General features: G+C 45.7%; 16 protein-coding genes and 1 pseudogene. 9 read left to right on the top strand and 8 right to left on the bottom strand.

Going from position 1 to position 23,699, the window contains the following annotated elements:
- Positions 1-138: pseudogene (locus QTN95_RS13485) on the top strand (IS4 family transposase); the annotation flags it as partial.
- A 213-nt stretch (positions 139-351) separates the two neighbouring features.
- Entirely contained in the window at positions 352-2,262 is a 1,911-nt protein-coding gene (locus QTN95_RS13480) for a methyl-accepting chemotaxis protein (RefSeq protein WP_331417824.1), read from the top strand.
- Between the two features lie 80 nt (positions 2,263-2,342).
- On the opposite strand, the gene QTN95_RS13475 is transcribed toward QTN95_RS13480, so the two are convergent.
- Positions 2,343-3,548, bottom strand: coding sequence for an MFS transporter (locus QTN95_RS13475; protein ID WP_331417823.1), 1,206 nt, complete (start codon positions 3,546-3,548; stop codon positions 2,343-2,345).
- A gap of 97 nt (positions 3,549-3,645) precedes the next feature.
- Here QTN95_RS13475 and soxR point away from each other — a divergent pair, with 97 nt between their 5' ends.
- Positions 3,646-4,110 (top strand): redox-sensitive transcriptional activator SoxR, encoded by a 465-nt coding sequence (gene soxR / locus QTN95_RS13470; RefSeq protein ID WP_331417822.1) that lies wholly within the window; start codon positions 3,646-3,648, stop codon positions 4,108-4,110.
- On the opposite strand, the gene QTN95_RS13465 is transcribed toward soxR, so the two are convergent.
- Entirely contained in the window at positions 4,084-4,959 is an 876-nt protein-coding gene (locus QTN95_RS13465; protein WP_138971091.1) for an AEC family transporter, read from the bottom strand. The two genes, soxR and QTN95_RS13465, sit on opposite strands and share 27 nt — an antisense overlap.
- 120 nt (positions 4,960-5,079) lie before the next feature.
- On the bottom strand, positions 5,080-5,556 hold the full coding sequence (locus tag QTN95_RS13460) for a peptide-methionine (S)-S-oxide reductase (RefSeq protein ID WP_331417821.1): 477 nt from the start codon (positions 5,554-5,556) through the stop codon (positions 5,080-5,082).
- Between the two features lie 300 nt (positions 5,557-5,856).
- Between QTN95_RS13460 and QTN95_RS13455 the strand changes: the two genes are divergently transcribed.
- From QTN95_RS13455 to QTN95_RS13445, 3 genes are all read left to right on the top strand, one after another.
- On the top strand, positions 5,857-6,858 hold the full coding sequence (locus QTN95_RS13455) for an ABC transporter substrate-binding protein (RefSeq protein WP_331417820.1): 1,002 nt from the start codon (positions 5,857-5,859) through the stop codon (positions 6,856-6,858).
- 4 nt (positions 6,859-6,862) lie between these two features.
- Positions 6,863-8,218 (top strand): GGDEF domain-containing protein, encoded by a 1,356-nt coding sequence (locus tag QTN95_RS13450; protein WP_331417819.1) that lies wholly within the window; start codon positions 6,863-6,865, stop codon positions 8,216-8,218.
- A gap of 189 nt (positions 8,219-8,407) precedes the next feature.
- On the top strand, positions 8,408-9,016 hold the full coding sequence (locus QTN95_RS13445; RefSeq protein WP_138971094.1) for a YitT family protein: 609 nt from the start codon (positions 8,408-8,410) through the stop codon (positions 9,014-9,016).
- A gap of 33 nt (positions 9,017-9,049) precedes the next feature.
- Here QTN95_RS13445 and QTN95_RS13440 read toward each other — a convergent pair whose 3' ends face one another.
- Positions 9,050-9,568 (bottom strand): flavodoxin family protein, encoded by a 519-nt coding sequence (locus QTN95_RS13440; RefSeq protein ID WP_331417818.1) that lies wholly within the window; start codon positions 9,566-9,568, stop codon positions 9,050-9,052.
- A 531-nt stretch (positions 9,569-10,099) separates the two neighbouring features.
- Between QTN95_RS13440 and QTN95_RS13435 the strand changes: the two genes are divergently transcribed.
- Together QTN95_RS13435 and QTN95_RS13430 are read left to right on the top strand one after the other, a co-directional pair.
- Positions 10,100-11,245 carry an efflux RND transporter periplasmic adaptor subunit gene (locus QTN95_RS13435; protein WP_331417817.1) on the top strand — a complete coding sequence of 382 codons (1,146 nt, stop codon included), beginning with the start codon at positions 10,100-10,102 and terminating at the stop codon, positions 11,243-11,245.
- Between the two features lie 9 nt (positions 11,246-11,254).
- A complete protein-coding gene (locus QTN95_RS13430; protein ID WP_331417816.1) occupies positions 11,255-14,380 on the top strand; it encodes an efflux RND transporter permease subunit in 3,126 nt (1,041 codons plus the stop codon).
- A 72-nt stretch (positions 14,381-14,452) separates the two neighbouring features.
- On the opposite strand, the gene QTN95_RS13425 is transcribed toward QTN95_RS13430, so the two are convergent.
- From QTN95_RS13425 to QTN95_RS13410, 4 genes are all read right to left on the bottom strand, one after another.
- Positions 14,453-17,554: an efflux RND transporter permease subunit gene (locus tag QTN95_RS13425; protein WP_331417815.1), complete on the bottom strand. Its 3,102-nt coding sequence runs from the start codon at positions 17,552-17,554 to the stop codon at positions 14,453-14,455.
- On the bottom strand, positions 17,551-18,867 hold the full coding sequence (locus QTN95_RS13420; protein WP_331417814.1) for an efflux RND transporter periplasmic adaptor subunit: 1,317 nt from the start codon (positions 18,865-18,867) through the stop codon (positions 17,551-17,553). Before QTN95_RS13420 ends, QTN95_RS13425 begins: the two co-directional genes overlap by 4 nt.
- Before the next feature lie 5 nt (positions 18,868-18,872).
- Positions 18,873-19,523, bottom strand: a complete 651-nt coding sequence (locus tag QTN95_RS13415; RefSeq protein ID WP_331417813.1) for a TetR/AcrR family transcriptional regulator — start codon at positions 19,521-19,523, stop codon at positions 18,873-18,875.
- A gap of 359 nt (positions 19,524-19,882) precedes the next feature.
- Positions 19,883-22,393: a bifunctional diguanylate cyclase/phosphodiesterase gene (locus tag QTN95_RS13410; RefSeq protein ID WP_331417812.1), complete on the bottom strand. Its 2,511-nt coding sequence runs from the start codon at positions 22,391-22,393 to the stop codon at positions 19,883-19,885.
- Positions 22,394-22,675: 282 nt separating this feature from the next.
- On the opposite strand from QTN95_RS13410, the gene QTN95_RS13405 reads away from it, so the two are divergent.
- Positions 22,676-23,611, top strand: a complete 936-nt coding sequence (locus QTN95_RS13405; RefSeq protein ID WP_331417825.1) for an endonuclease/exonuclease/phosphatase family protein — start codon at positions 22,676-22,678, stop codon at positions 23,609-23,611.
- Positions 23,612-23,699: the final 88 nt, after the last annotated feature.

Genomic DNA, 23,699 nt, shown 5'->3' with positions numbered 1-23,699 from the left:
TCGATCCCTAAAAAGTTAAGGGCGATGCGAGAGCGAGTGAAGCGCTACATTCTGCCAGAGCGAAAAAAACGGCCCAAATCAAGGACCGTTCGTATGAATAAGACTCGCTATCCAGTTCGTTCCAAACACGTTAAGTGATAGGAGTTAGCTCTAGGGGCTGCTTTTTTTGTGCCTGATGGCGATTTTATGCTTGTCAAACCAAGAAATGACAATCATGCGTCATGAACTCGCGTTCTAGGCTGGATCTTTACCATATTCCTACCACAATTTACTTACAGATTTAATAATAAATTCGAGTGATTGGCTCTGCTCTGTAGTCGTTATGGCAATAGAGTGAATAAGGAATTTGTAATGAGAAATTTAGGATTTAGGAAGTTACTGCTTATATCGATCATCGCACTGGTGGTGTTTTCTGTGACGGTGTCGAGCTATGTTTCATACATTAAGCAGAAAGAGACATTGGTTGATCTGATCACTAGAAGCAATCAGGAGTATGTCAAAGCTCAAGCTGAGCAGGTCGGTGGCAAACTGAATGAAAAAGTGGCGGGTTTGGACAAAGTTGGGGCGTTGTTTGCGAATCAACCCATCACAGGCAGTGAACAAGAGTTCATTGATTTGACTCACTTGATAGCGGGTGGAATGAACCTTAACAGTTCAGTGGTGGCATTTACCAATGGTGATGCCTACTGGAACCAGACAGCAAACACGTGGCCGAATCACAAATACAATGGTGACGTTACAACTCGAAGTTGGTATCAGCTCGGAAGACAAAGTCCAACGGCCGCAATGACGGAGCCCTATTTAAGCAGTGACGGGGACACCTACTGGGTGTCGATAGTGCGCAAGACACTGAGTGGCATGATCTCAGTCGATATGCAGCTAGGGTTTCTCAACGAAATCGTTAAAAGTGCCAACGATATTCCTGGTGCATTCGCGATGATCCTTAATCACGATAATACCGTTCTCGCTTCTTCTCTCTCTCTGGTTAAAGCGGGAGAGAAGGCAGACAAATACGCTTGGTTGGCAAACGTTGCTCGCCAGTCAATCGGAGTGAATGAGGCGGTATTTGAAGGTCAGATTGACTCCGTCGAAAAACTATTTTTTTCGCACAAAATCAATGTTGCAGGTAAAAGTTGGTACTTCGTTACTGGGCTGGAGAAAGAAGTTGTTTTCTCTGATTTGGTTTCGGCGAAACAAGCCGCGATCGCCACGGCATCCATAGCAACCATGGTGAGTGTCATACTAGCAATGCTAATTATGCAGGTTCTTTACCGACCCATTTTAGTATTGAAACAGACCATGCTTGGTTTGAGCCAAGGAAACGGCGATCTCACTCAGCGCATCGAAGTCAAAACGAAAGACGACTTGGGAGAGATCTCGGAAAGTGTTAACTCCTTTATCGGTAGCCTGCAGACCATGATGTTAGAGATTCGCCAGATGACGGAAAATCTCAATGAGAATGTCGATCGGATGAAAGATCAGAGTCAGAGGAATAGCGTTATTCTCCAAAATCATGTTCAAGAGACAGAGCAAGTGGTGACAGCCATTGAGGAAATGAACTCTACGGCTGATTCGATGGCAACGGATGCGGCGAATACGGCGCAATTGACTCATAAAGCGAGTGAGGCGAGTAGTGCTTCTAAGAATACCGTGACACAAGCGCAGAAAAATGTTCAAGAGTTAGTCGAAGACGTAAGCACGGCATCCGGAAACGTAAATAATATGGCGGCCGAGACGGATGGAATTAATACCATCCTTGGTGTGATTGGCGATATCGCTGAACAGACCAATTTACTGGCGCTAAATGCAGCCATTGAGGCGGCACGGGCAGGGGAGCAGGGGCGTGGTTTTGCTGTGGTGGCCGACGAGGTGCGCAACCTTGCTAGCCGAACCAAAACCAGTACTGAAGAAATTGAAGCGGCGTTAGCAAGCTTGTTACGTGGCAGCCAATCCGTGGTGGATTCGATGGAATCGACCAAACAGAAGTGCGCCCAAACTGCGCAAGGGGCTGGTGAAGTAGCAGAAAGTCTCGATGTGATGAGTCAATTTGTGACGGATATAAACGACCTCAGTACCCAAATTGCGACAGCCGCAGAAGAGCAAAGTAGCGTTACTCAAGAGTTAAGCCGCAATATGAGCGCAATCAATGACATTGTTGGCGAGTTGGATGCCAATGGACAACAAGCATTAGAAGAGGCGCAGAGAATATCAGAGATGAATCAGACACTGAGTGATATCGTCGCTCGTTTTAAACTCTCTTAGCTCATTTGCTATTGGCTGAAAATATAAGAGGTACCTCCGTGTGCCTCTTTGGTTTTTAATTGGAGAGAGACAATATGGGTTCAGTTGGCAATTTGAGCTTGTAAAGCGCGAGAGCGGTTGAGTTGAGACATGACCAATACCGCGAAAAACATAGTAAACGCTGCAATAGCAAAGCCCCATTGAGTCATATCGTATCGCGCCAAATACGCAATCAGGATGTAACTGACACTTTGTACAGATGTGGAGAATAGCACCAATCCACCCTCGACTCTGCCACGCTGACTGACATCAATCGTATGATGCATCCAATTAGTGCGAGCGATACGATTTAAGGCATTAAAAAATCCAAACACTAACGTCATCATAAGGATGTACATTGGGTGTGTCGCGATGCTCATACCCACTAAGGACGCCGCTACGAGAGCCATTGAGTATTGCATGGTCGTTTGATGTGAGCTGAGTGAGAGCAGTCTGCTGACGAATATACCCGTCAGCAAAGAACCAAAACCAAAGGTGATGTTATAGCCCGCATACCAGTCTCCGGAAATGTCATTCTCAGCAAACCAAATTGGGACAAGTTTTCCTAAGAAAGTGAGAATTGGATAAGAAAGGCATGACATCAGCAGAAAAGCATAGAAGTGTGGCTGTTGAGCAAAGATGGTACGACTCTCTTTCATCTGTTCGACAAAAGAGTTTTGGTTGTTGCTACGCAGTTGCTGTTGATATGGTGTGACAATGTAACTCACAGCAGCGATAGCCGATGCAATGGCGGCAAACGTTGCAAATTCGACCATTCCCCATCTTTGCAGTAACACGACGCCTAATGCACCAGCACCAAGGGTTGTCGCCTGCATTACAATCTCTTGCTTACCTGAAATCGAAGCATATTCATGACGCTGATAGTTCTCTTGGGTAAACGCGTTGTTCGTCGACCAGGCTAAATTGCTACTGACCCAAAACACCAATTGAGCACCGGCGAGGAGCCAGTGAGAGTCGAGATTAATAAGGTATGCGACCAATACGCTGGTTGCGGTGAGAGACTGAACCACTTGAACAAGGATCAGCAATAATTTCCGTGAGTGACGATCAATTAAGGTCGCAAAAAATGGCGTGAGGACAAATGATGTTGCGGTACAGGTGAGAGCAACCAAGGCAATGAATGTTCCCATGTCGGGTGTGCTTAACATGATCCACGGCAAAGCCATCATGAAAAGACCGGATGAAATACCATCAAAAAAGCGCCCTGAAAGGTAAGGCAAAGTTCTATTTTTCGTCACTAGTCTCATCGAAATATCCTTATGTAATTTGACTGAGTTAGTGCTACTGTAAAACCTCAAGTTAACTTGAGGTAAAGCGCGAATTTTAATTTATTTGGAGTGCAATATGGAAATGAGTGTGGGAGAAGTGGCGAAAAGAGCGCAAGTCAAAGTTTCAGCGCTACACTTCTATGAGCAAAAGGGATTGATCTTCAGTTGGAGAAATCAGGGCAATCAACGTCGCTATCATCGCAGCGTACTGAGGCGTATCGCAGTGATTAAAGCCGCTCAGGAAGTCGGACTAACGCTGGAGGAAATTGCGGAGTCACTGGGTCATTTGCCTAAGCATCAGGCTCCTAGCCGTCAGGAATGGGAGCAGATGGCATCCGGATGGAAAGAGCGTTTGGAGCACAGAATTCAGCAGCTTAAAGCTCTTCAAGATGATCTAGGTGGCTGTATCGGCTGTGGTTGTTTGTCTATGGAATCCTGTGCTATCTACAACCCTCAAGATATTCGTGCTGAAACGTTCAAAGGTAAAACCATGCTCACCAACCCTGAAGAGTGGTCACAAGGAGAGGGCGAACCCGAGTAACATTGGTAGTGTCAGCACACTAAAGAAGTTACTGAACAGCACCATTGACGCGACTTTCGTTGGCTCTATCTGAAAGCGCTCAGCAAACAGATAGTTCATCACCGCTGGTGGTAGCATGGTAAAGAGCACCATCATTTGTAGCTGCATCGGCGGTAGAGGAATGAATAGATAGATCACCGTGAAAGCAGCTGCACCGGTTGCCAGTGATTGCAACGTACATAAGATTCCCACTTTTATGCCGCTCAACCTTAGGTTACACATCTGTGCTCCAAGCGAAAGCAGCATGACAGGAACAGCCGCCTGACCGAGTAACGAGGTCGCTTCATAGAGTGGTGTCCATACACCGATATCGGAAACGTTAAGGATTAGCGCTAAGCTTGCCGCGATAAAGATCGGCATCTTTACGATCTGTTTGAAAGGGTTACCTTCACTGAGGAGTGCTAAACCGAGGCTAATATGTAGGCAAGCCGAAACCACAAACAGTAAAACCGCTGACCCGAGCGCACTGTCTCCGAAAGTGTAAGTGAACAACGGGATAGCGAGGTTGCCACTGTTACGAAACATGTGTGGAGGCGCCCAAGCTTTATAGTTTAGCTTGGTGAGTTTGCATACGGGGAGCATGAGGATGCCAGGTAACAGCACCGCGATGGCGGCAGCGCTTAAAAGCGGCACTTGCTCAGTATCCAGAGGCATAGCGACCAGCGATGAAAATACCAACGCAGGGGTGAACGCATCCATATTTATACGGTTAATCGGCCTAAAGTCGGGTTTAAGCCATCTACCAACGGAAAAGCCAACGGCAATCAGCGCGAACACAGGGAAGAGAATCCCGACCACTTGTTGAAACATTTCAATCCTTGAATAGCGTTATACAACTTAGACTAACTTACTGGATCTTAAATCATTAAAACAGGGTAATGTCGCTTTTAACGTCAATGTCAGTTGATTTACGCGCGGTTGCTCTGCTGACTACTTACGATATTTATGCAGCACATTGACGGGAATGTGACAGTAGTCATTTGGAAATCGAGTTAATCGATCTTGGTGCTCGTCATCGCTCTTGACGTAATTGGTCAGCAGCATCACTTCAACTGCAATTTTCTTGCTGTCAGGACGCGCAGCAATGTACTGGCGGGCTTGATTTAAGTGCTGCTCATCTCGGCTGTAAACACCGGTACGATACTTCTTACCGATGTCTTCTCCTTGCTGGTTAACGCTATAAGGATCGATAATCTCGAACAGATAATCCATTAACTGTTCAACAGAGAGCAATTCAGGATCGAACTCAGTACGAACACATTCTGCGTAGCCATCATATTGCCCCAAGGTTGTGCTTGAGGTGCCATTGGCTCTACCAGCTTCAGTGGTGACAACGCCGGGTAAATGGCGCATAAACTCTTGCACACCCCATAAACATCCGCCTGCAATATAGATCTCGTGTAACAAAACATGGCTCCGTTGGTCGATTTAGACTGGCAATTAAAACAAATTCCGCTGCCTAGGAATAGTGATCATTCGTCAAGCGAATCTGTGCACAGATATAACAGGAAGCATGAAGAAAAAGAGAACGGGTAAGACGAAGGGGGAATATCGCTTGCGGGTCGGAAGGGCTGATTTTTGTGAACTGGCGTTAAGTTTTAAAGAAATTATTCATGACAATCTGAAAAACTTGAGCTCTTGATTCACTTTTTTAATTCATAGGCTAAATTTATATGTGCTAGGTTTCTTATGCAAATGGATCTGCCAATGATACCTTTTATAAAGAATAATAAATTGGCGCTTAGTGCTTCTGTGCTTATGTTGTGCGCGGTAGCTTGGGGCGTGATAAACGAAGTGAAGATGAGTCAGATGACGACCTCTTCAAAAATAAGAATAGGGGTTTCTCTAACACCCTTATCATCGCCTTTTTTGGTTGCTGACCAACTGGGCTTTTTTAAATCCTTTAATCTAGATGTCAGCTTACACCCTTGTTCGAGTGGTGCCGCTTGTACAAACCTGATGCTAGATCGCAATGTTGACTATGCAACGGCATCGGAGTCTGTTGTGATGTTCCAAAGCTTTCAGCGTGATGATCTTTCTTTGCTTGTCAGCTTTGTTGAATCAGACAACGACCTCAAACTTCTCACACTCGTGCCTGCCAGTATTCATAGCGTTAACGAGTTGGAAGGTCGTAGGGTAGGCATCATCAAGGGCACGGCCAGTGAGTTCTATTTCGACTCGGTACTTATCAGCAACAATCTCAAGCATATGCCCGTAGAGAAAGTCTATTTGCAACCACACGAGATGGTACCGGCACTGCTTTCGTATCGAGTTGATGCGATATCGGCATGGGAACCAATGGGCTTTGAAGCGGATTTATTCTCTGTTGCGGATGTCGCGAATCTAGGGGTTAAAGGGATCTATCAATTGTCATTTAACCTGATTGCTCGCTCACCTTATCTAGAGTTTGTTGGTGATGAGCCGACCCGCTTACTACAGGCTCTTGATAAGGCGATTGAATGGATAAACAGCAACCCAGAGGAGGCGATTGCGATGATCGCGACACGACTTGACCTTCCGCCTAGCCAAGTCAAGTGGACATGGCAGGACTACCTGTTTCGCTTATCCTTGGGTAATTCGCTACTCTCAAACTTGCAATTACAATCTCGCTGGGCGATTGAAATGGGGTTAGTCGAAAACTCGCCGCCGGATTTCAGAGAGCTACTTTACCCTTATCCGTATCAGCAAGCGATGGAACTGAGGGATTGACGCTATGTTGGATTCTCTGTTCAAGAAAATGTTTATCCTTTCAACGACAACGATGATGTTGACGTTATTCATTGTTATCTCTTTCTCAAAGATACATGCCGAACAGAAGCTAACGAAATTCGAGCTGGATCAGCTTATTGAGCTACAACTGTGCGTCGATTTATTGCGCAGCCAATTATGGGTGTTTAAACAGTTTGGTGACCAGCCAAGTTTGCATCAGGTCGAGATCGCACACGCTGAGTTGGACACTAAACTCACCGCTTATAAGAGTAGCAACATTCTCCTCGACAACATTCAACACATGAACCGAAGCCTTCATATTTTGCTACTGCAAGAAAAAGAGCTCTATTTTGATGGTTCTGGTAGACGCAAAGAAACGGATTCTGACGATATCAATGCACGTAACCTGCTGCATTCGCGCTACAACATGATTGTCCAAAACATGACAGAGGAGCTCGCTTACGTTCATCAGCTTGTCTTGAATCGTAATGTCACCAATTTACAGAGTGTTATGGCGACAGCTGCTGCGTGGCTGATCATCTGTTCCATTTTAGTGAGCGTCACCGCTTGGCTAATTTTGTTCCGTTTTAAATCGGGTGCAGAAGCAATGAAAGCAGCGATCATCGATCTTGCTAAGGGGAAATTGGACACCAAGGTTGAAGCGGTAAAAATGGACAGTGAGTTTCGTGTTATCGCCAGCTTTTTTAATCAAATGACCGTCTCGTTGTGTCGTTCGACGGTCACGCGTAAAGAGCTTGAAGAAGAAGTGCTCAGACAGACTCGACAGCTCAAACATAAGCAGGAGCAACTGCTGTTCTTATCCGAACATGATCCTCTCACCAACTTAATGAACCGCCGCGCATTTGATAAACAGCTTGAGAATGCGATGATCAAAGCTAATCGCAGTGGCTGTAAATTGGCGTTGCTGTTTATTGATCTCGACGAGTTCAAACAAGTTAACGACACCTATGGTCATGATGCTGGTGATGTGGTGTTAGTCAACATTGCGCAGCGATTAGAAGAGAGTGTACGCGAGTCGGACTTTGTTGGTCGTTTAGGTGGGGATGAGTTTGTTATCTGCTTAGACTTGCTTCACGATCTGTCCATTGTCGATAAAAAAGTTCAGCAAATCATAGATGTCATCAGTCAGCCGATTGTATTTGACGGCCACACGCTCGTTATTGGGGCGAGTGTTGGTGTTAGCCATTATCCTGAACAGACCAAAGATAAAGATTCATTGCTCAGCTTAGCTGACGAAGCGATGTATAGCGCGAAAGGTCGCAGTGGGGATGAGAAGGCCAATAAGCCGGCAGCCTCTTCAGAGTCAAATGTGGTCAATTTATCACAACGCTCCAAGTAACTTTAGCGTCTAGTGTACATTTTGTTTAACACAGTCCTTACAAGTGATTTCCTGTCAGATCTCGACATTTTTGTCATTAATCGACATCTTATGCGGGTTTGATTCACTGGTTTGTGAATCTGATTGCCCATCGAAATACGTCATCGTTATGTCTATTTCGATTTTGGTACTAATGGATAGGAAGTCTAAATGGATAAAGAACATAGTTTGCGCGAAAACTTACTTGCGCTTGTTTTGGGTAGTGCTCTGGTCTCACTGGGCGTTATCTTTTTCAATAAAGTCGGTCTGCTGACAGGCGGTACTGCGGGATTGGCAATCTTCCTGACTAAGGTGAGTGATTTCAGTTTCGGTCAAATCTTTTTTGCGCTCAATTTGCCGTTTTACATTTTATCTGTCACCCGAATGGGATGGCGATTCACGCTCAATACCTTCATTGCCGTTACCATTGTTTCATTCGCGGTTGACCACTTACACCATGTAATAGAGATTGCCCGCATTGACCCATTTTATGCGGCGCTTCTTGGCGGTGGGATGATCGGTATTGGGATGCTGGTGATATTCCGTCACAAGATGAGCTTAGGTGGATTCAATATTTTAGCGCTGTTTCTGCAGGAGCGATTTGGTATTCGTGCAGGTAAAGTGCAAATGGCATTAGACTGTACGATTGTGATCATGTCTTTGTTTATTGTCGATATTTCGTTGATTGCTCTGTCGGTAATGGGCGCAGTCGCGACCAACTTGATTCTGGCAATGAACCACAAGCCGGGTCGTTATCAACCCCAAGCAACAACAGCATAGAAAAAGGCTTAGCTTCGGCTAAGCCTTTTTTATTTAGCAATGGGATTGGCTATGACTCAAGGCGTTAGTGAAGTGCTGCAAATCCTGGTCAGACAAAGAGTAGCCATCATTGCAAGCGGCGTGCAGAGTCGCAGTAAACTCCATATTAAAATAATCAAATAGACCGTGAAACAGCCCATGAAATATTGGGCATATTTGCGCTCTACCTGAGCTGGTCACTAAGAACCCACGCTTATGTTCAAGCGCCCGCGCTTTGGGCTTTAGTTCGGCAACATCGAGCAACTCGGTTAAACGATCGATCAGGGCTTTCATCGGCGCAGTCACGGTATACCAATATACCGGAGAGGCAAACACAATGTTGTCAGCCGCGAGCATCTTATCGACCAATTGATAAAAGTCATCGGCAGGATAGTCATTTTGGTAGTTGTAGGGAGTGATCACCAGCTCATCAATGTCGATAATCTCGCTTTCGTGGCTGCGATTGACCGCATCAATGGTTTTAGCCGTATTTCCTTGTTTGTTTGCGCTTGAGAATAGAATCAATGTTTTCACTTGTTGTCCTTTTTGATGTTGATACCTAGCTTAGGACGAAACTATAAAACCTCAACCTAAGTTGAGGTAAAGTGCCAGTGACCATTTTTGTTCTAATAGCTGAGCTAAACAGTGAATCACCAACCATTAGGGTGTTACCCCAATCAAATAGAATGACTCGCTTCATCTGACGACTTCCTTGTTAGTCATATTTGCCTCATCAGGTTTTATTGTAATCACTAGTAGGTAAATTTCACCTACTAGTGATTACATTCACCAACTGCATAGTTAGTAAGTATTGATTAGTCCTGTGGAAGCTTTTATTTATCAGAGAGTTAATTTTGGCACTGCAATTGCTATTGCCTAGTTAGGTATTCAATGTATGAACAAAAATGAGAATTGATAAGGATTTATTATGGACGTCATTTATTGGGTGTATAGTGTGGGCTGAATTGGTGCAAAACCTCTCTACATACGTATATAAATTCTAATACTCGGTGAAGTCAGCCGAGATTGCACAAATGTATTATTACAAGCGGATAAGGAATTCACATGACAACTAAGCCGTTACGTTGGTTACTGCCATTTATCACGTTAGGGGCTGCTTATGCGGGCTACTCAGCTATCGCTTCAAGTGCACCAGAGTCACTAGAGAGTAAGCCACCCAAAGCGCCACCAGTCGTCACCGTTTCTAAAGTTCAATCGAGTGACCATAAGGTCGTGATTACTAGCCACGGCGAGCTTCGACCTGTGGAAGTCACTCAACTTTCAGCCCAGGTGTCAGGTGAGGTAATCAGCTGGCACGCCAACTTTGTCGTTGGTGGTATTGTAAAACGAGGCGAGGTCCTATTCAGTATTGAAAACGACAACTACCAAGCGGCGGTATTGCAGGCTGAAGCTCAGTTAGCGAGTGCACAAGCAGCGCTTATCGAGGAGAAAGCAAAAGCCGAAGTCGCAAAGCGTCAAGCGAAGAGTATGCCTGAAAAACAGGTCACAGATTTATATCTCCGTAAACCGCAACTGCTCAGTGCCAATGCCCAAGTGAAATCTGCACAGGCCGAGCTAAAAAGAGCGAAACGTGATTTAGAAAACTGCCAGATCATCGCACCTTACGATGCACTGGTAGTGTCGAGGGATATTGGTGTTGGTCAATTCATCACTGCGGGTGCTCACGTCGCAACGTTAAATAACGTCGAAGCGGGAGAAGTGCATATTCCAATCGCGGGCTTTGACAGTGCTTTCTTGCCACAAGACTACGCAGGAACATCAGCTCAGATCATTCAGCGCGGTATCGAAAATACCTTCCGTGAAGGTGTTATCGACCGTGACCTCGGTGTAGTAGATAGCAGCACAAGGATGATCAATATGGTGGTTCGCGTCGAGAATCCTTACGCCATTGATAGTGATCAGCCCGCGATGAAATTCGGTTCTTATGTCGAGGTGCAGTTCGCAGGCAAAGAGCTGAAGCATATTTACCGTCTGCCGCAAGAACTGGTTAACAATCGTCAGGTTTGGGTGGTTAATGACAACAATCAGTTAGAACCAAGAACCGTTAATGTGTTGCGTGCAGAAAAAGAGTTCATGCTGATCAATCAGGGATTAAATGATGATGACATGTTAGTCCTCACTGTGCCTGAGTATCCGCAGCAAGGGTTACAGGTCGAAGTTGCTGCGAAAACTAACCAATCAAGCATGTAGGGTTTGAGCATGGAAGAGACGAAACAAACAGGGCTGATTGCCTATTTCGCCAACAACCCTGTGGCGGCAAACTTGCTGATGGTGTTCATTCTTATCGTCGGGACGGTGAGTTTTTTCTTCATACAAAGACAAATGTTCCCCAACATTGAGGTCAACTACATCAATGTCAGCGCACAGTATCCGGGGGCGTCACCACAAGAAATTGAAGAGAGCATCCTAATCAAACTTGAAGAGTCGTTGAAGGATGTCACGGGAATTAAAAAAGCGGTATCCACGGCATATCGTGGTAGCGGTAACATTGAGCTGGAAGTGAACGTAAATGAGAATATCGATGATGTTCTCGATAAGGTTAAGCAGAAGGTCGATGCCACTTCGAACTTCCCAGATGCCATGGAGCCGATTCAGGTTTACCAATACGAGTGGCGTCAAGATGTCATTGAGATGGCTCTGGTGGGTGATCGCAGTTTACTTGAGCTAAAGCCGATTGCTAAACAGATTGAAGATGAGTTGCTACAACTGGGGAATGTGGCTTTGGTTGATTTAGGGGCGCCTGATTACGAGATCGCCATAGAAATCGAACCTCAAGTGCTGCAAAAGTACAGTTTAACGCTCAATGACGTTAGCAACGCGATTAAGCGTTACTCAGCGAACTATTCTGCGGGTGAAGTGCGCACCAATGCGGGAATGATCTCGGTACGAATAGAGAATCAGTATTACAGCGGTGAAGAGTTCCGCGATATCCCAGTCAAAATTGGTAACAATGGTGGCAAGGTTCTTTTACAAGATATCGCCACGATTAAAGATGGCTTTACCGAAGATGATCGATACTTCAAGTATTCGGGTCAAAACGCGATGTACCTTTCGGTTAAGGCGACAAAAGATCAAAACATGGTCGCTGTTGCGGAGTCAGTCAAAGCGTATATTGAGCAAAAGAATCAAACGTTGCCAGCCGATCTGAAGATCAAAACTCTGGTTGATATGACCTATTATCTGAATGCGCGTTTAGACATGATGTTGAAGAACCTACTGCAAGGTGCGGTTTTGGTCGCACTCATGCTTAGTCTATTCTTGCGCGTTAAGTTAGCAATGTGGGTGATGATCGGTCTGCCTGTCTGTTTCCTCGGCGCGGTGATGGTGATGCCTGCGATTGGTGTCAGTATCAATATTATTTCACTGTTTGCCTTCATTATGGTGCTGGGTATTGTTGTCGATGACGCGATAGTGATTGGCGAGAGTGCTTATAGTGAAATCGAGAAAAAAGGTGGCGGGGTTGAAAATGTGGTTCGAGGCGTAAAACGCGTCGCGACTCCAGCGACCTTTGGTGTTCTTACCACCATGGCAGTATTCGCTCCGTTCTTGATGTCTAAAGGTATTGAACGCGCCTTCTTCTTTGGTATCGCGTCGATTGTTATTCTGTGTTTGTTGTTTAGTTTGATTGAGTCGAAATTGATTCTTCCGGTGCACTTGGCACATTCTAATTTCACTCCAATCAAGAAAGGCAGTTGGCGAGATCGATTCAATACTCGTTTCTTTGCATTCATCAATGGGCCGTACAAACGTTTTGTCACAACCTGTACCTACTGGCGTTGGAGTGTGTTTGCTGGCTTTGTCGCGATACTCGTTATCAGTATCGCTATGGTGATGGCGAGTTACGTTCGAATCGTCCCGTCACCTAAGGTACCTCATGATTTCCCAAGTATTAAGTTGGTGATGAACGACAATGTTTCTAGCGAACAGACGATAGACGCGTTGAAACTCATCGAATCGACGGTTCTGACGATTGATAAAGAGATCGAACAAGAGACGGGTCAGAAAATGATTCGTGACATCCTCACCTTTAGTCAGGGTAGAAAAGAGGGGCGCTTGGTGATTCCTTTGGTTGATGAGGAACTGAGACCATTTACCACATTTGAGTTGGCGCGAAGATGGCGCGAACGTCTGCCAGATATCCCAGGGCTCAAGATGCTCAATGTATCTGACAACGTTAACGATGATGAGAAAGGGGATGAGTTCGGATTCTTGCTTTATGGGTCGGATATTGAAAGTCTGAATGCGGCTGGACGCGATCTGATTTTGACTCTGCAACAGCAGAAAGGCTTGTTTGATATCTCTTCATCTATTGATGCGGGTAGTCAGGAAGTTCTGCTCTCTCTCGCACCAGTTGCCTACGATCTCGGTCTGGATCTCTTCGATATTGCCACTCAGGTCGGTGGGAGTTTTTACGGTGGCGAAGCACAACGAGTGCTGCGCGATGGTGAAGAAATTAAAGTAATGGTTCGCTACCCACAGTTGACTCGTGAAGCGTTCTCTTCACTGCGATATGCCGTCATTACGACTCCAGAAGGCAAAAAGGTGATGCTGGGGGATGTGGTCGAAATTAATCAGCAACCTGGCGTGAGCAGTATTCGACGAGAAGGTGGCTATCGCAGTGTGTATGTCTATGGTTCTATTGATGAGGAACTGGTTGAGCCGAATCAGGTTGTTGGTCAGATCACCGATGAAATCATTCCAGACATTTTGACATCTTATCCCGGCGTTAAGAGCCAACTTGGTGGCTCGATAGAAGAGCAACAAGCTCAGCAAAATGAGCAAAAAATCTTCTTTGTCGCTGGCATGATCATTGTTTATATCCTGCTGGCTGTGCCGCTCAAGAGCTACACTCAGCCGCTGATCATTATGTCTGTCATTCCGTTTAGTCTAACTGGGGCTATCTGGGGACACTATTGGTTTGGACTCGATCTGAGCATGATGTCGACATTTGGTCTTATCGCTGCCGCGGGGGTGGTGGTTAACGACTCCTTGGTGATGACAGATTATGTCAATCAGGTTCGAGCGCAAGGCGTGACGATCAAAGAAGCCGTGATAGAAGCTGGCTGTGCTCGATTCCGAGCCATCATACTAACTTCCATTACTACCTTTGTTGGTGTACTGCCGATTATGTTTGAAACCAGTCTTCAGGCAAGGTTTGTCATACCTATGGCGGTCGCACTCGGTTTCGCCGTTTTGTTTGCAACACTGCTGACGCTGGTTCTCGTACCATGTCTCTATTTGATGTTGGAGGATATCAAAGGCGTGTTTGGCAAGCTAAAACGCCTGTTTCCACGAGCGAAAGCGAAGGCACAAACCACGTCTTGAGCAATGATCTCGATAGATAAAAAATAAGCCAGGCATCTTGTCTGGCTTATTTTTATTTTAATGTTTCGACTATCAGATTTCTTGATGTTTATGAACCAAACCGAAGTCAGCCAATACGGCGTAGGCGGCGGGGATCATAAACAACACTAGAAGTGTGGAGGCAAAAATACCAAAGACGATAGAGATCACTAGTGGTTGAATCACTTGCGCCTGCAAGCTGGTTTCAGTGAGCAGTGGTAGCAAACCCGCAGCCGTAGTCATCGACGTTAAGAAAACCGCGCGGAACCTCTCTCTGCTCGCTTTTACAACTGAGTTATGGACATTGTCTCCTTCATCCACATGGTGACGGATATACTGCACCAGCAGGATAGAGTCATTGACCACTATCCCCGCCAAAGAAACAAATCCCATCATACTTGGCATGCTGAGTGAGTGACCAAGCAGAATATGTCCCCATACTACACCGATAAAAGCGAGTGGAATGGCGAGCATAACCACAAACGGTTCTAAGTAGCTGCGGAACTGATAGCTCAAGATGGTGAATACACCGAACAGTCCGAGCAAGAAGCCTTTCGCCATCGAAGAACTGGTTTCTGCGGTGTCTTTTGCTTCCCCTTCAAAATCAAAGCGTAGCCCCGGATACTTAGCCATTAACTTAGGCGCTTCATCTTTCTGGAACTGATTGATGATAGCGGTTGAGTTGACTTTGGTATTGTCTGTGTCACCAAAAACACTGATGGTTCTTAATCCGTCAATGCGCTGTATGCGTACATAGTTTCTCTGGAAATCGAGCGTCGCGATGGTTGCCAAGGGAATTTGGCTACCGTCAGCGACAATGATCGGGAAGTTAGCTAACTGTTGCAGATCGCCCGCTTGAACCTTATTTAATCGCACCTCAACGGAGATGTTTTCGACGCCAACCTGAATCTCATCGGCCGTTTGACCAAAGAAAGCGGCTCTCAGTTGGTTGGCGATAAGCTGACCATTGACTCCGTAGGTTTCAGCGCCCGGTCTTAGTTTGACGAGCACCTCTTCCTTGCCCATGCGCATGTCATCGAGTACGCCGTGAACGCCATCAAACTCTTTTAAGTACTGCTGAATATCAATCGAGGCCGCTTTTAAGGCGTTAAGATCATCATGTTTGGCGCGGATTTCAATGGCTCGTCCTCCTGGTCCCATAGTGGGTTGTTTAAATACCAGAGAGATAGGATCGGCGAGCTCTCCAATATCTTTTCTCCATGCGGCAATAAACTCATCGATGACTGTGTTGCGGCTTTCTGCCCCGAGCAAGTCAAGCCTGACGGTCGCGATATGAGGGCCAGACTCGTTGGCGTCCGCGTTGGCGTTAAACTGACTGGTAATATGCTCGATCAGCGGTGTGCCATTTTCGACAGTTTCACTCCACTCTTTATCAAGCTTACGAGCGGAAGCGACGATTTTATCGACCACAGCTTCGGTCTGGGAGAGAGACGAGCCGGGAGGTAAAATGATACGAGCTTCAGCGATATCGCCATCTAATTCTGGAAATGGTTGGAATTTAAGTAGTCCACCAGCAATGGTGGCTATTGAAATCAGAAGTAACGCGACGATACTACCGAGGAAGGCGTAGCGGTATTCGACCACTTTTTCGACACCATAGACTAGGGTGGTGTTACGGAAGTTCTCAAACTTATCGAGGAGCGTTTGTTTGAACTTAGCAGGTGGTTGATCGTTTTTTTCTCGGTGTAACGAATGGGATAAGTGGTTAGGCAGGATTAAAAATGCTTCCACCAAGCTTAACGTTAGAACCAAAATGAGCACTTGCGGAACGGCTTTCAGAACCGCCCCCATCTCTCCTTCGAGAAACAACAGACTGCCAAAGATACACACAGTGGTTAGGAACGAAGAGATAACGCCGGGCAGAACCTTTTTCACCCCTTTTATCACTGCGTCATCCACCTCTTCACCACGATCTAGGTGTGATGCGATAGACTCGGCGATCACGATTGCATCATCCATCATGATGCCTATTGCCATCAGAAGACCCACCAGCGACATGATGTTGATTGACAGTCCGAGTTGTGCCATTAAGAACAGACCGCCAAGAAACGCGACTGGCAAACCGGCGGCAACCCAAAATGAGTAACGAAGAGTGAAGAACAACCACATGGTAGCAAACACCAAGACAATACCTTGCCAGCCGTTGCGTACCATCATAGTTAAGCGATCCCAGAGTACGGATGAGAGATCATTGGTCAGCTCAAGTTTGACACCCATGGGCGCAATCGCCTGTTGTTCTTCCACAAACAGGGCGACACGCTCTTTGATACGCAGCGCATCATCTTCTTTGTTTTTACTGACTTTAAGCAGTGCAGAAGGATGGCCATCGAATAGCACTTTTTGTTCGTCCAGTTCGAAGCGATCAGTGATGGTTGCGATGTCTCTAAGACGTATGAGCGATCCATTGGGGCCTGAGCCGACAACAATGCTTTCCATTTCTTGTGGAGTGATGCGTCGCTCATCAAAACGGATCAGGAAGTTTTTGTCGGGAGTTTCAACGTTTCCGCTTGGTAGCTTGATATTCTGACGACCAATCTGATCAGCGATATCGCCAACACTTAGACCCAATTGACGCATCGCTTGCCCATCAAGCTCGACTCTAAACTGGTGATCCGAAAAGCCTGCTACATCGACCAACGAAACATCATAATCGAGCTTTAACGTTCGTTTAAGCTGTTCGGCATACGCTTTTAGCTCAGGCCAAGTGGTATCGGCAGTAATCGCGACATCAACGACAGGCTCGTTCCAGTCTAGTTCTTGAACGACAGGGGACTCAATCTGTTGAGGGAAGTCATTGATAGAGTTAATTTGAGTCTGAACATCAACCAGCATCCGGCCAATATCGGCTTTCTCATTGAGCTTGAGGATCAGGCGCGCTGAACCTTCAACGGCTTCACATTGGGTCTCTTCAATATTGGCTAATCCATCGACGGCATCTTCCATTCTTACACAGATGCTCTCCTCGACTTCTTGAGGAGATGCACCAGGATAGACGACGCCAGCCATAATATAGGGTGGATCAAACTCGGGGAAAGTCTCCCTTTTGATGTTGGGTAATGAGGTAAGGCCGAGTACTAATAGGGCGAGCATCATCAGGTTGGCGGCTGTCGGATGCTTGGCAAAGAATCGGATCATTGCGTTGACTCCTGATCGCTATTGTTCGCTGTTTTAAGCAGCATCCCTTCAATGGCAGGAAGAAGATCATTAACAATCAGTTGATCCCCTTGGCTAAAATCACCATCGATGACTACTTGGTTGTCTCGGCGATACAGTACTTCGACAGCATGGATTTCCAACTGGTTTTCCTGATTCATCAGATAGATTTTGTCACCGTGCAAAGCGCGTTCAGGGATGACCCAACTTGGATTGGCCTGACCTTCAATGACCGCTCGGACAAACATACCGTTGACCAGTGGCGGTGCAGACGTCGGATTGAGGTTGCGGTAGTCTTGCGCGATTTCTAGAATCACGCCCGCTGTTGCCTGATTTGGGTCAACCGTTTCACTGATACGGGCAACTTTGGCAGGCCATGTTGCCTTCAAGCTTCCGCTACTTAGTTCGATATAGGCGTCAATGAAGGTCATGTCAGGCTGAGGAATCCCATTCGCATCACGGCCAAACTCTCCAAGACTAGATGCAAGGGTCTGCATGTCGTGAATCGATAACTGCGCTTCAACTTCCATCACGCCCATACCATGTGCGGTGACCATCGTTTGCTGGAGGTTCACAACTTGATTTTGCTCGACATTGACTGAGGCAATTCGCAGATCATACGGAAGAGTAATAATGGTTTTCTCAAGGGAACGCTGTGCTTCATCAACTTTCGATGCATTGACTTTAACTAAGGCTTGCGCGACACGTTTTTCATCTGGCATCAGTCCTATTTGGTTTTCGATGTCCAGAACCAGTTTGCGTTGTGATAACGCACTTTGCTCTTGTTGATCGACATCTGACTGAGACGTCAGCCCTTTAGTGCGCAGATTCTGTTTCCGTTGTAACTCTTTGTTCGCAATCTCAAGTCGGTTACGTTCGATCTTTAAGGTTTGTTTAAGGTTATCTTCTTCTTGATTCAGCTTAGCTAAAGAGGTTTGAGCAGATTTGAGATCAGCCTGAGCTTGAACCAGTTTTAGTTCATAATCGAGTGGGTCGATACGCAGGATTTCTGTTCCGGCTTGAAGAACCTGCCCTTTTTCAAGTCTCGGATGGCGGAAGACGATTTTACCTGTGACCTCGGCGATCGCTTTCCACTCTAATTTAGGGGCAATTTTACCAAACCCGATAGCCTGCGGAGCCATTGACTTGAGTTCTAACGTTGCGGTTTCGACTAAACGGGCGCGATCGCCAGCGGGTTTAACGGGCAGATCAGGTTTCATTTTTACCGCGATAATCAGGGTGATCACGCCAACAGCGAGTGCGGGGAAGAACAGTAGTTTCTTGTTAATTTTCATTGATGTTAATCCTGCTGGTGGTTGGATTGCAGAAATCCATGAGTCATGAGTTTGATGTTGTGTTCGAGCAGTCGGTCTAAGAAGGCTTCATTCAGTTCAATGCCATGAATCGCGAGCAAAGCAGGCGGTGCAATAAACGGAAAGACCATCAGACTGATGTAGGAGACTTTACACAGTTTCGGGTCAGCATCTGGCCTGAGGATTTTGCCCTCAACGAGTTTCGTAAACATAACCTGTTGCATGGGTTGGCTGATATCGAGAAAAACCTTCTCCAATAATTTGCGTTGTGTTTCACTTGCGTCCATGTGCATGACTTGAGCGACTAAGCGCGGGAATTGCGGCACCTTGACCATCTCACGATAGTAAGTTCGCATGAGATCGAGAAAGTTCTTCTGAGAACTCTCTTTTAACAGTACCTGCATTTGCCGTCGCATTGGCTCCAAGGTTTCACGCAACATGGTTTCAAATAATCCTTCTTTGTTACCGAAGTAATAGCGGATCATGGCAACATTGACGCCTGCGCGATTGGCGATAAGTCGAGTCGATACCTTATCGTAAGCCATGACAGTAAACAGCTCTCTGGCTTGATGGATCAGCTGTTGTCGAGCATCGATACTGTCACTGGGACGTCCTGCTTTACGTGGCTTAGTCGTCACACCAAAATCTCTTATATTAAACAGACGATTAATTATAGTGTGGCTATGATTTGTTCGACACGACAAAAATTAATCAATATTTAAACAAGTGATTAATTTGTGACGTATCGCGTAAGTGGACATGCTAGAAAAGAAAATGCCCGCACAGTGGGCAACTGCACGGGCTAAAAAGGGCAACAATTCATATTGTTTGTTTGGAGATTGTTGGTCCATATCCTTATTTAAACTGTTATAAAGAGTGTTCGGTCTTTGGAATTTCTTTATATCAGTGTAACCAATGACGTTTAAAGTAACACTTTTGTCACGATTGGTTAAACAGTAAAAACGCAAAGATAAATTCCAAATATGAAATCTTCGGGCTACAGATTTGTCTTCGACGTCGAGTTTTCTTGTATGGTCGACGCGTACCTTTCTGCTAATTGATCGATACTGATAGGGCGTTCAATTAAATAGCCTTGCAGCACATCACATCCGTATTCGATCAAAATCCTTCTCTGGGCTTCCGTTTCGACCCCTTCAGCAACGACACGCATTTCCGCAGACTTGGCAATCGCAAGGATCGCTTTAACGAGCGAATCACTCTGCTCCGAACTCAGCATCTTGTCGACGAAGACTCGATCAATTTTGAGCTCGTCGAGTGGTAGGTTGCTCAGATAACTTAACGATGAATAGCCTGTACCAAAATCATCTAGTGATATAGTGAACCCAAGTTCCTTCAGTTTGCTAATGACAGGTGCGACTTTAGGGAGATCGCTAATAAGCACATTTTCGGTGATTTCTAATGTCACTCGATGATTAGGCAACTGGTGCCTATCGGTTGCCGCCAGCAAGTTAGGAATAAGCTGTTCGTTCATCAACTGCATCGGTGAGATGTTGATTGAAAGAACCAAATCAAATTGAGGAGAAGGGAACAGTTGGCTAAACTCCTCGCACGCCTTATTAATTACAAAGTCGCCTAACTGATGTATCAGACCAATCTCTTCTGCCAGAGAAATAAACTCCAGTGGAGAGACATGGCCAAGTTGAGTATTGCTCCAGCGTAGCAAGCTTTCAACTCCGTACAGTTTACCGCTGTCTGCACAAATCTGTGGCTGATAAACCACGGAAAGCTCACCGCGCTCAACCGCACCGCGTAATTCGCGTTCGAGTAGGAAGTCATACTGAACTTGTTTGTTAATACTGCTATCGAAAAACAGGACATCACCTTTTTGGCGAGCCTTCGACTTGTAGAGCACGATATCAGCTTTGGAAATGAGTTCTTCGGGTTCATCACCATCGGAAGGGTACATAGAGACACCGATCGAGCAACTGGCAAATAGCACCTTGCCATCGATGACAAATTGCTGCTTAAAGACTTGCTTAATACTATCAACTTTTGCTTCGGTTTCAGCGAGATTAGTTAAGCCGGAGAAACAGAAGATAAACTCATCGCCACCGAAACGCGCTACAAAATCGTTGGGCCCAAGAAATGCCTCAAACTTCTTACCGATTTCACTGAGTAGACGGTCTCCTGCGGAGTGGCCATATAAATCGTTCACTTTCTTAAAGTCATCAAGGTCTACAAACATCACCGCTAACTGACAACATGCTTGCTCCGATTGCTTGATGCCTTCTCTAATACGTTGATGTAACTGAGAACGGTTGGGTAGGCCAGTGAGTTCATCATGGGAAGCAATGTACTCCAATTGATCCTTGGTGGACTGCAAATGCTCGAAGTCGTTGTTGATTCGTTTTTCAAATCGCTTAAAGCGTTTGGCGATGAGACGGCTTAAAGCAATGGAGAAAAGAGCCACGATGGCGGTTGTGCTTAGCCCAATGACTAACAGCTGCTGTAAGGTGCTGCGTTGTTCAAGTTTAGCCTGCTGCTCGACAGAGGCCAGATAGCGCATATTGATTTCATCATACACACCAGCGCCGATTGTCCATTGCCAGCTTTCATCTTGAACGACGTAACTGGTTTTAGAGTAATCTGAGATATCTTCAGGTCCAAAGGTGGCTTTGTAGTGTACAAATTCTCTATTGGCGTCCATGAGGGCTGAAGCGCCTTGTAAAGATTCGGAACTGTCGAGGTTATACGCATTCTTGCCAATCAAGTCAGACTCAATGTGCGAAAGAATCGTCCCGTCATTTTCGATGACGAACACATAGCCAAATTGATCAAATCTAAGATTTATCAACCAGTGAAGAACCCTTTTCTTGATATCATTTTCTACATCGACGACATAGTCGCCCGTACCGATAAACCAGTCATAGGGTTCGAAGTACTTACCAAAGCCAACTTTTTCAAACTCTTTATTTTTGTTATCTGGCTTAACAAACCACCAGCGATAGAATGCTTCGCCATGCTTTTTCACCTCTTCTCCCATCTCGCGGACGATGTAGCTGCCGCGAACATCTTTAAAATCCCACAAAGAGGTTCCTTCAACACGAGGAAGTAGGGGATGCATGATGCTCAAACCATCGGTTTTGTAGATAAAGAAGTAACCACGACCGTTATTGAAACGTATATCGCGGAGGGCATCGGTAATGAGTTTGGTGACTTCAGCCTCGGGCAAAGATTTGTTGCTTTCGTATAGGCGTGTCGCGATGTTGTGAGCTTGATATATCTGCTCTTTTATCGTGCTTTCTAATTCGGCTTCTGTTTGAGTGCGTGCGTAGCGGATTTGCTGCTCAACATATTCGACTCGGCTGGTTAGGGTTGCCAGTTGCTGTTGTTGATGTTCTTGGCGTAATGCGCGTAATTGCTCTTCTGAGTTTAGAATGACGTCTCTTGCGGTAAGGATTATCCAGAATAGAGTGAAGACAGCAACGATGGAAGCTGGAGCATAAGTAATTAAGTTCAGCAGTTTTTTATCCGTAAGCTTGGTCATGTAATACCGTAAGTTGCCTAAAAATAAGAACTTAGATTATAGCAAGCGTTTAATGAAATGTTAAAGATATCAATGTAAATTGTTAACAATTCGAGATATCACGGTATGTATTGAATTGCATTGCGAACTAGGATTTTAAGATTAAAATTGCATAATTATGCATTTGTGCGGAGGGAAGCTGACTATTAGTCACTTGAGTTGAGCTATATTTCATAGTGTAGCGGAGAAATGTGACAGCTTGACGCATACTTGGTTGATATCGTGCATAAGGAGAGCCGATTGATAAAGCGCAGCTTAGTCTGGTTATTGATCTTCAGTCCAACATTGACATGGGTCGGATTCTCATTTTATGAATCGACTTGGTGGATTGAAAACATTGTCGCGTTTCCGGCGGTCTTTCTATTGATCTACTGGGGACTCGCGTTGGCCTTGATATTGAAGAAGTGTTGGGCGCAGGGTGTCGTGTCTGTTTTGTTATCGGGTGTGTTCTTGATCCTCGCTCCAAACTCTCAGCACACTTTAGTCACTAACTGCGTTAATCCGATCACAGTGAGTCAGTTTAATCTTTACTACGGCAACAGAAACATCAATCAATTTATAAACCGCCTGCTATCGAATCCCACTGATTTAGTCGTGCTGCAAGAGGTTGCGCCTGAGATAGGTGAAAAACTCAAGACACTCGATGATGTTTATCCCTATTACTACGGCGGACAAGAGGGAATTGGTTACCCTTCTAGTCAGATGATTTTGAGTCGAGCGCCACTGCGAGACGTCTCCGTGTACATGACGCCAGATCAGCAAGCCATCATCCACGGTGTTTGGATGCCAAATAAGCATAGTGCGGTGACCTTTATTGCTGCACATCCTCCTTCACCAAGGACTAAAGAGCTCTGGTATCGACGTAATGCCTTGATAAGGACGATAGAGTCTATCATTGAACTTTATCCGAGCGATGAAATGCTGGTGGTTGGAGATTTTAACCTATCCGCGGTCAGTCTGAGGTTTGGTCAGATTTTGCCAAGTTTTCAAACGGTGCCAGTGGCGAGTTGGCCTCATTGGGCTCAAGAGGTTGCGACCCCCGACTTTTCAATGATTGCGATTGATCACTTATGGTTAAAGTCATCCTTGGAAGGAAGGCGGATATGTGAACGACGAAGTATCAATCATCCAAACGGCTCTGACCATAAAATGGTGATCACTAAGATTGGGTTTCTTTAATGGCGCTAGCCGGACGAAACAGATTCAACTGTTACTATGGTTGAACTTGCAGTAGGCAGTCTGTAGAATCGCCGCTCCTTAACACTCT

This window comes from Vibrio sp. M260112 (assembly GCF_036533775.1).
In the GTDB taxonomy this organism is placed as follows: domain Bacteria; phylum Pseudomonadota; class Gammaproteobacteria; order Enterobacterales; family Vibrionaceae; genus Vibrio.
The sequence above is the reverse complement of the archived record's forward strand: the minus strand, read 5'-3'. Positions and strand labels throughout refer to the sequence as shown.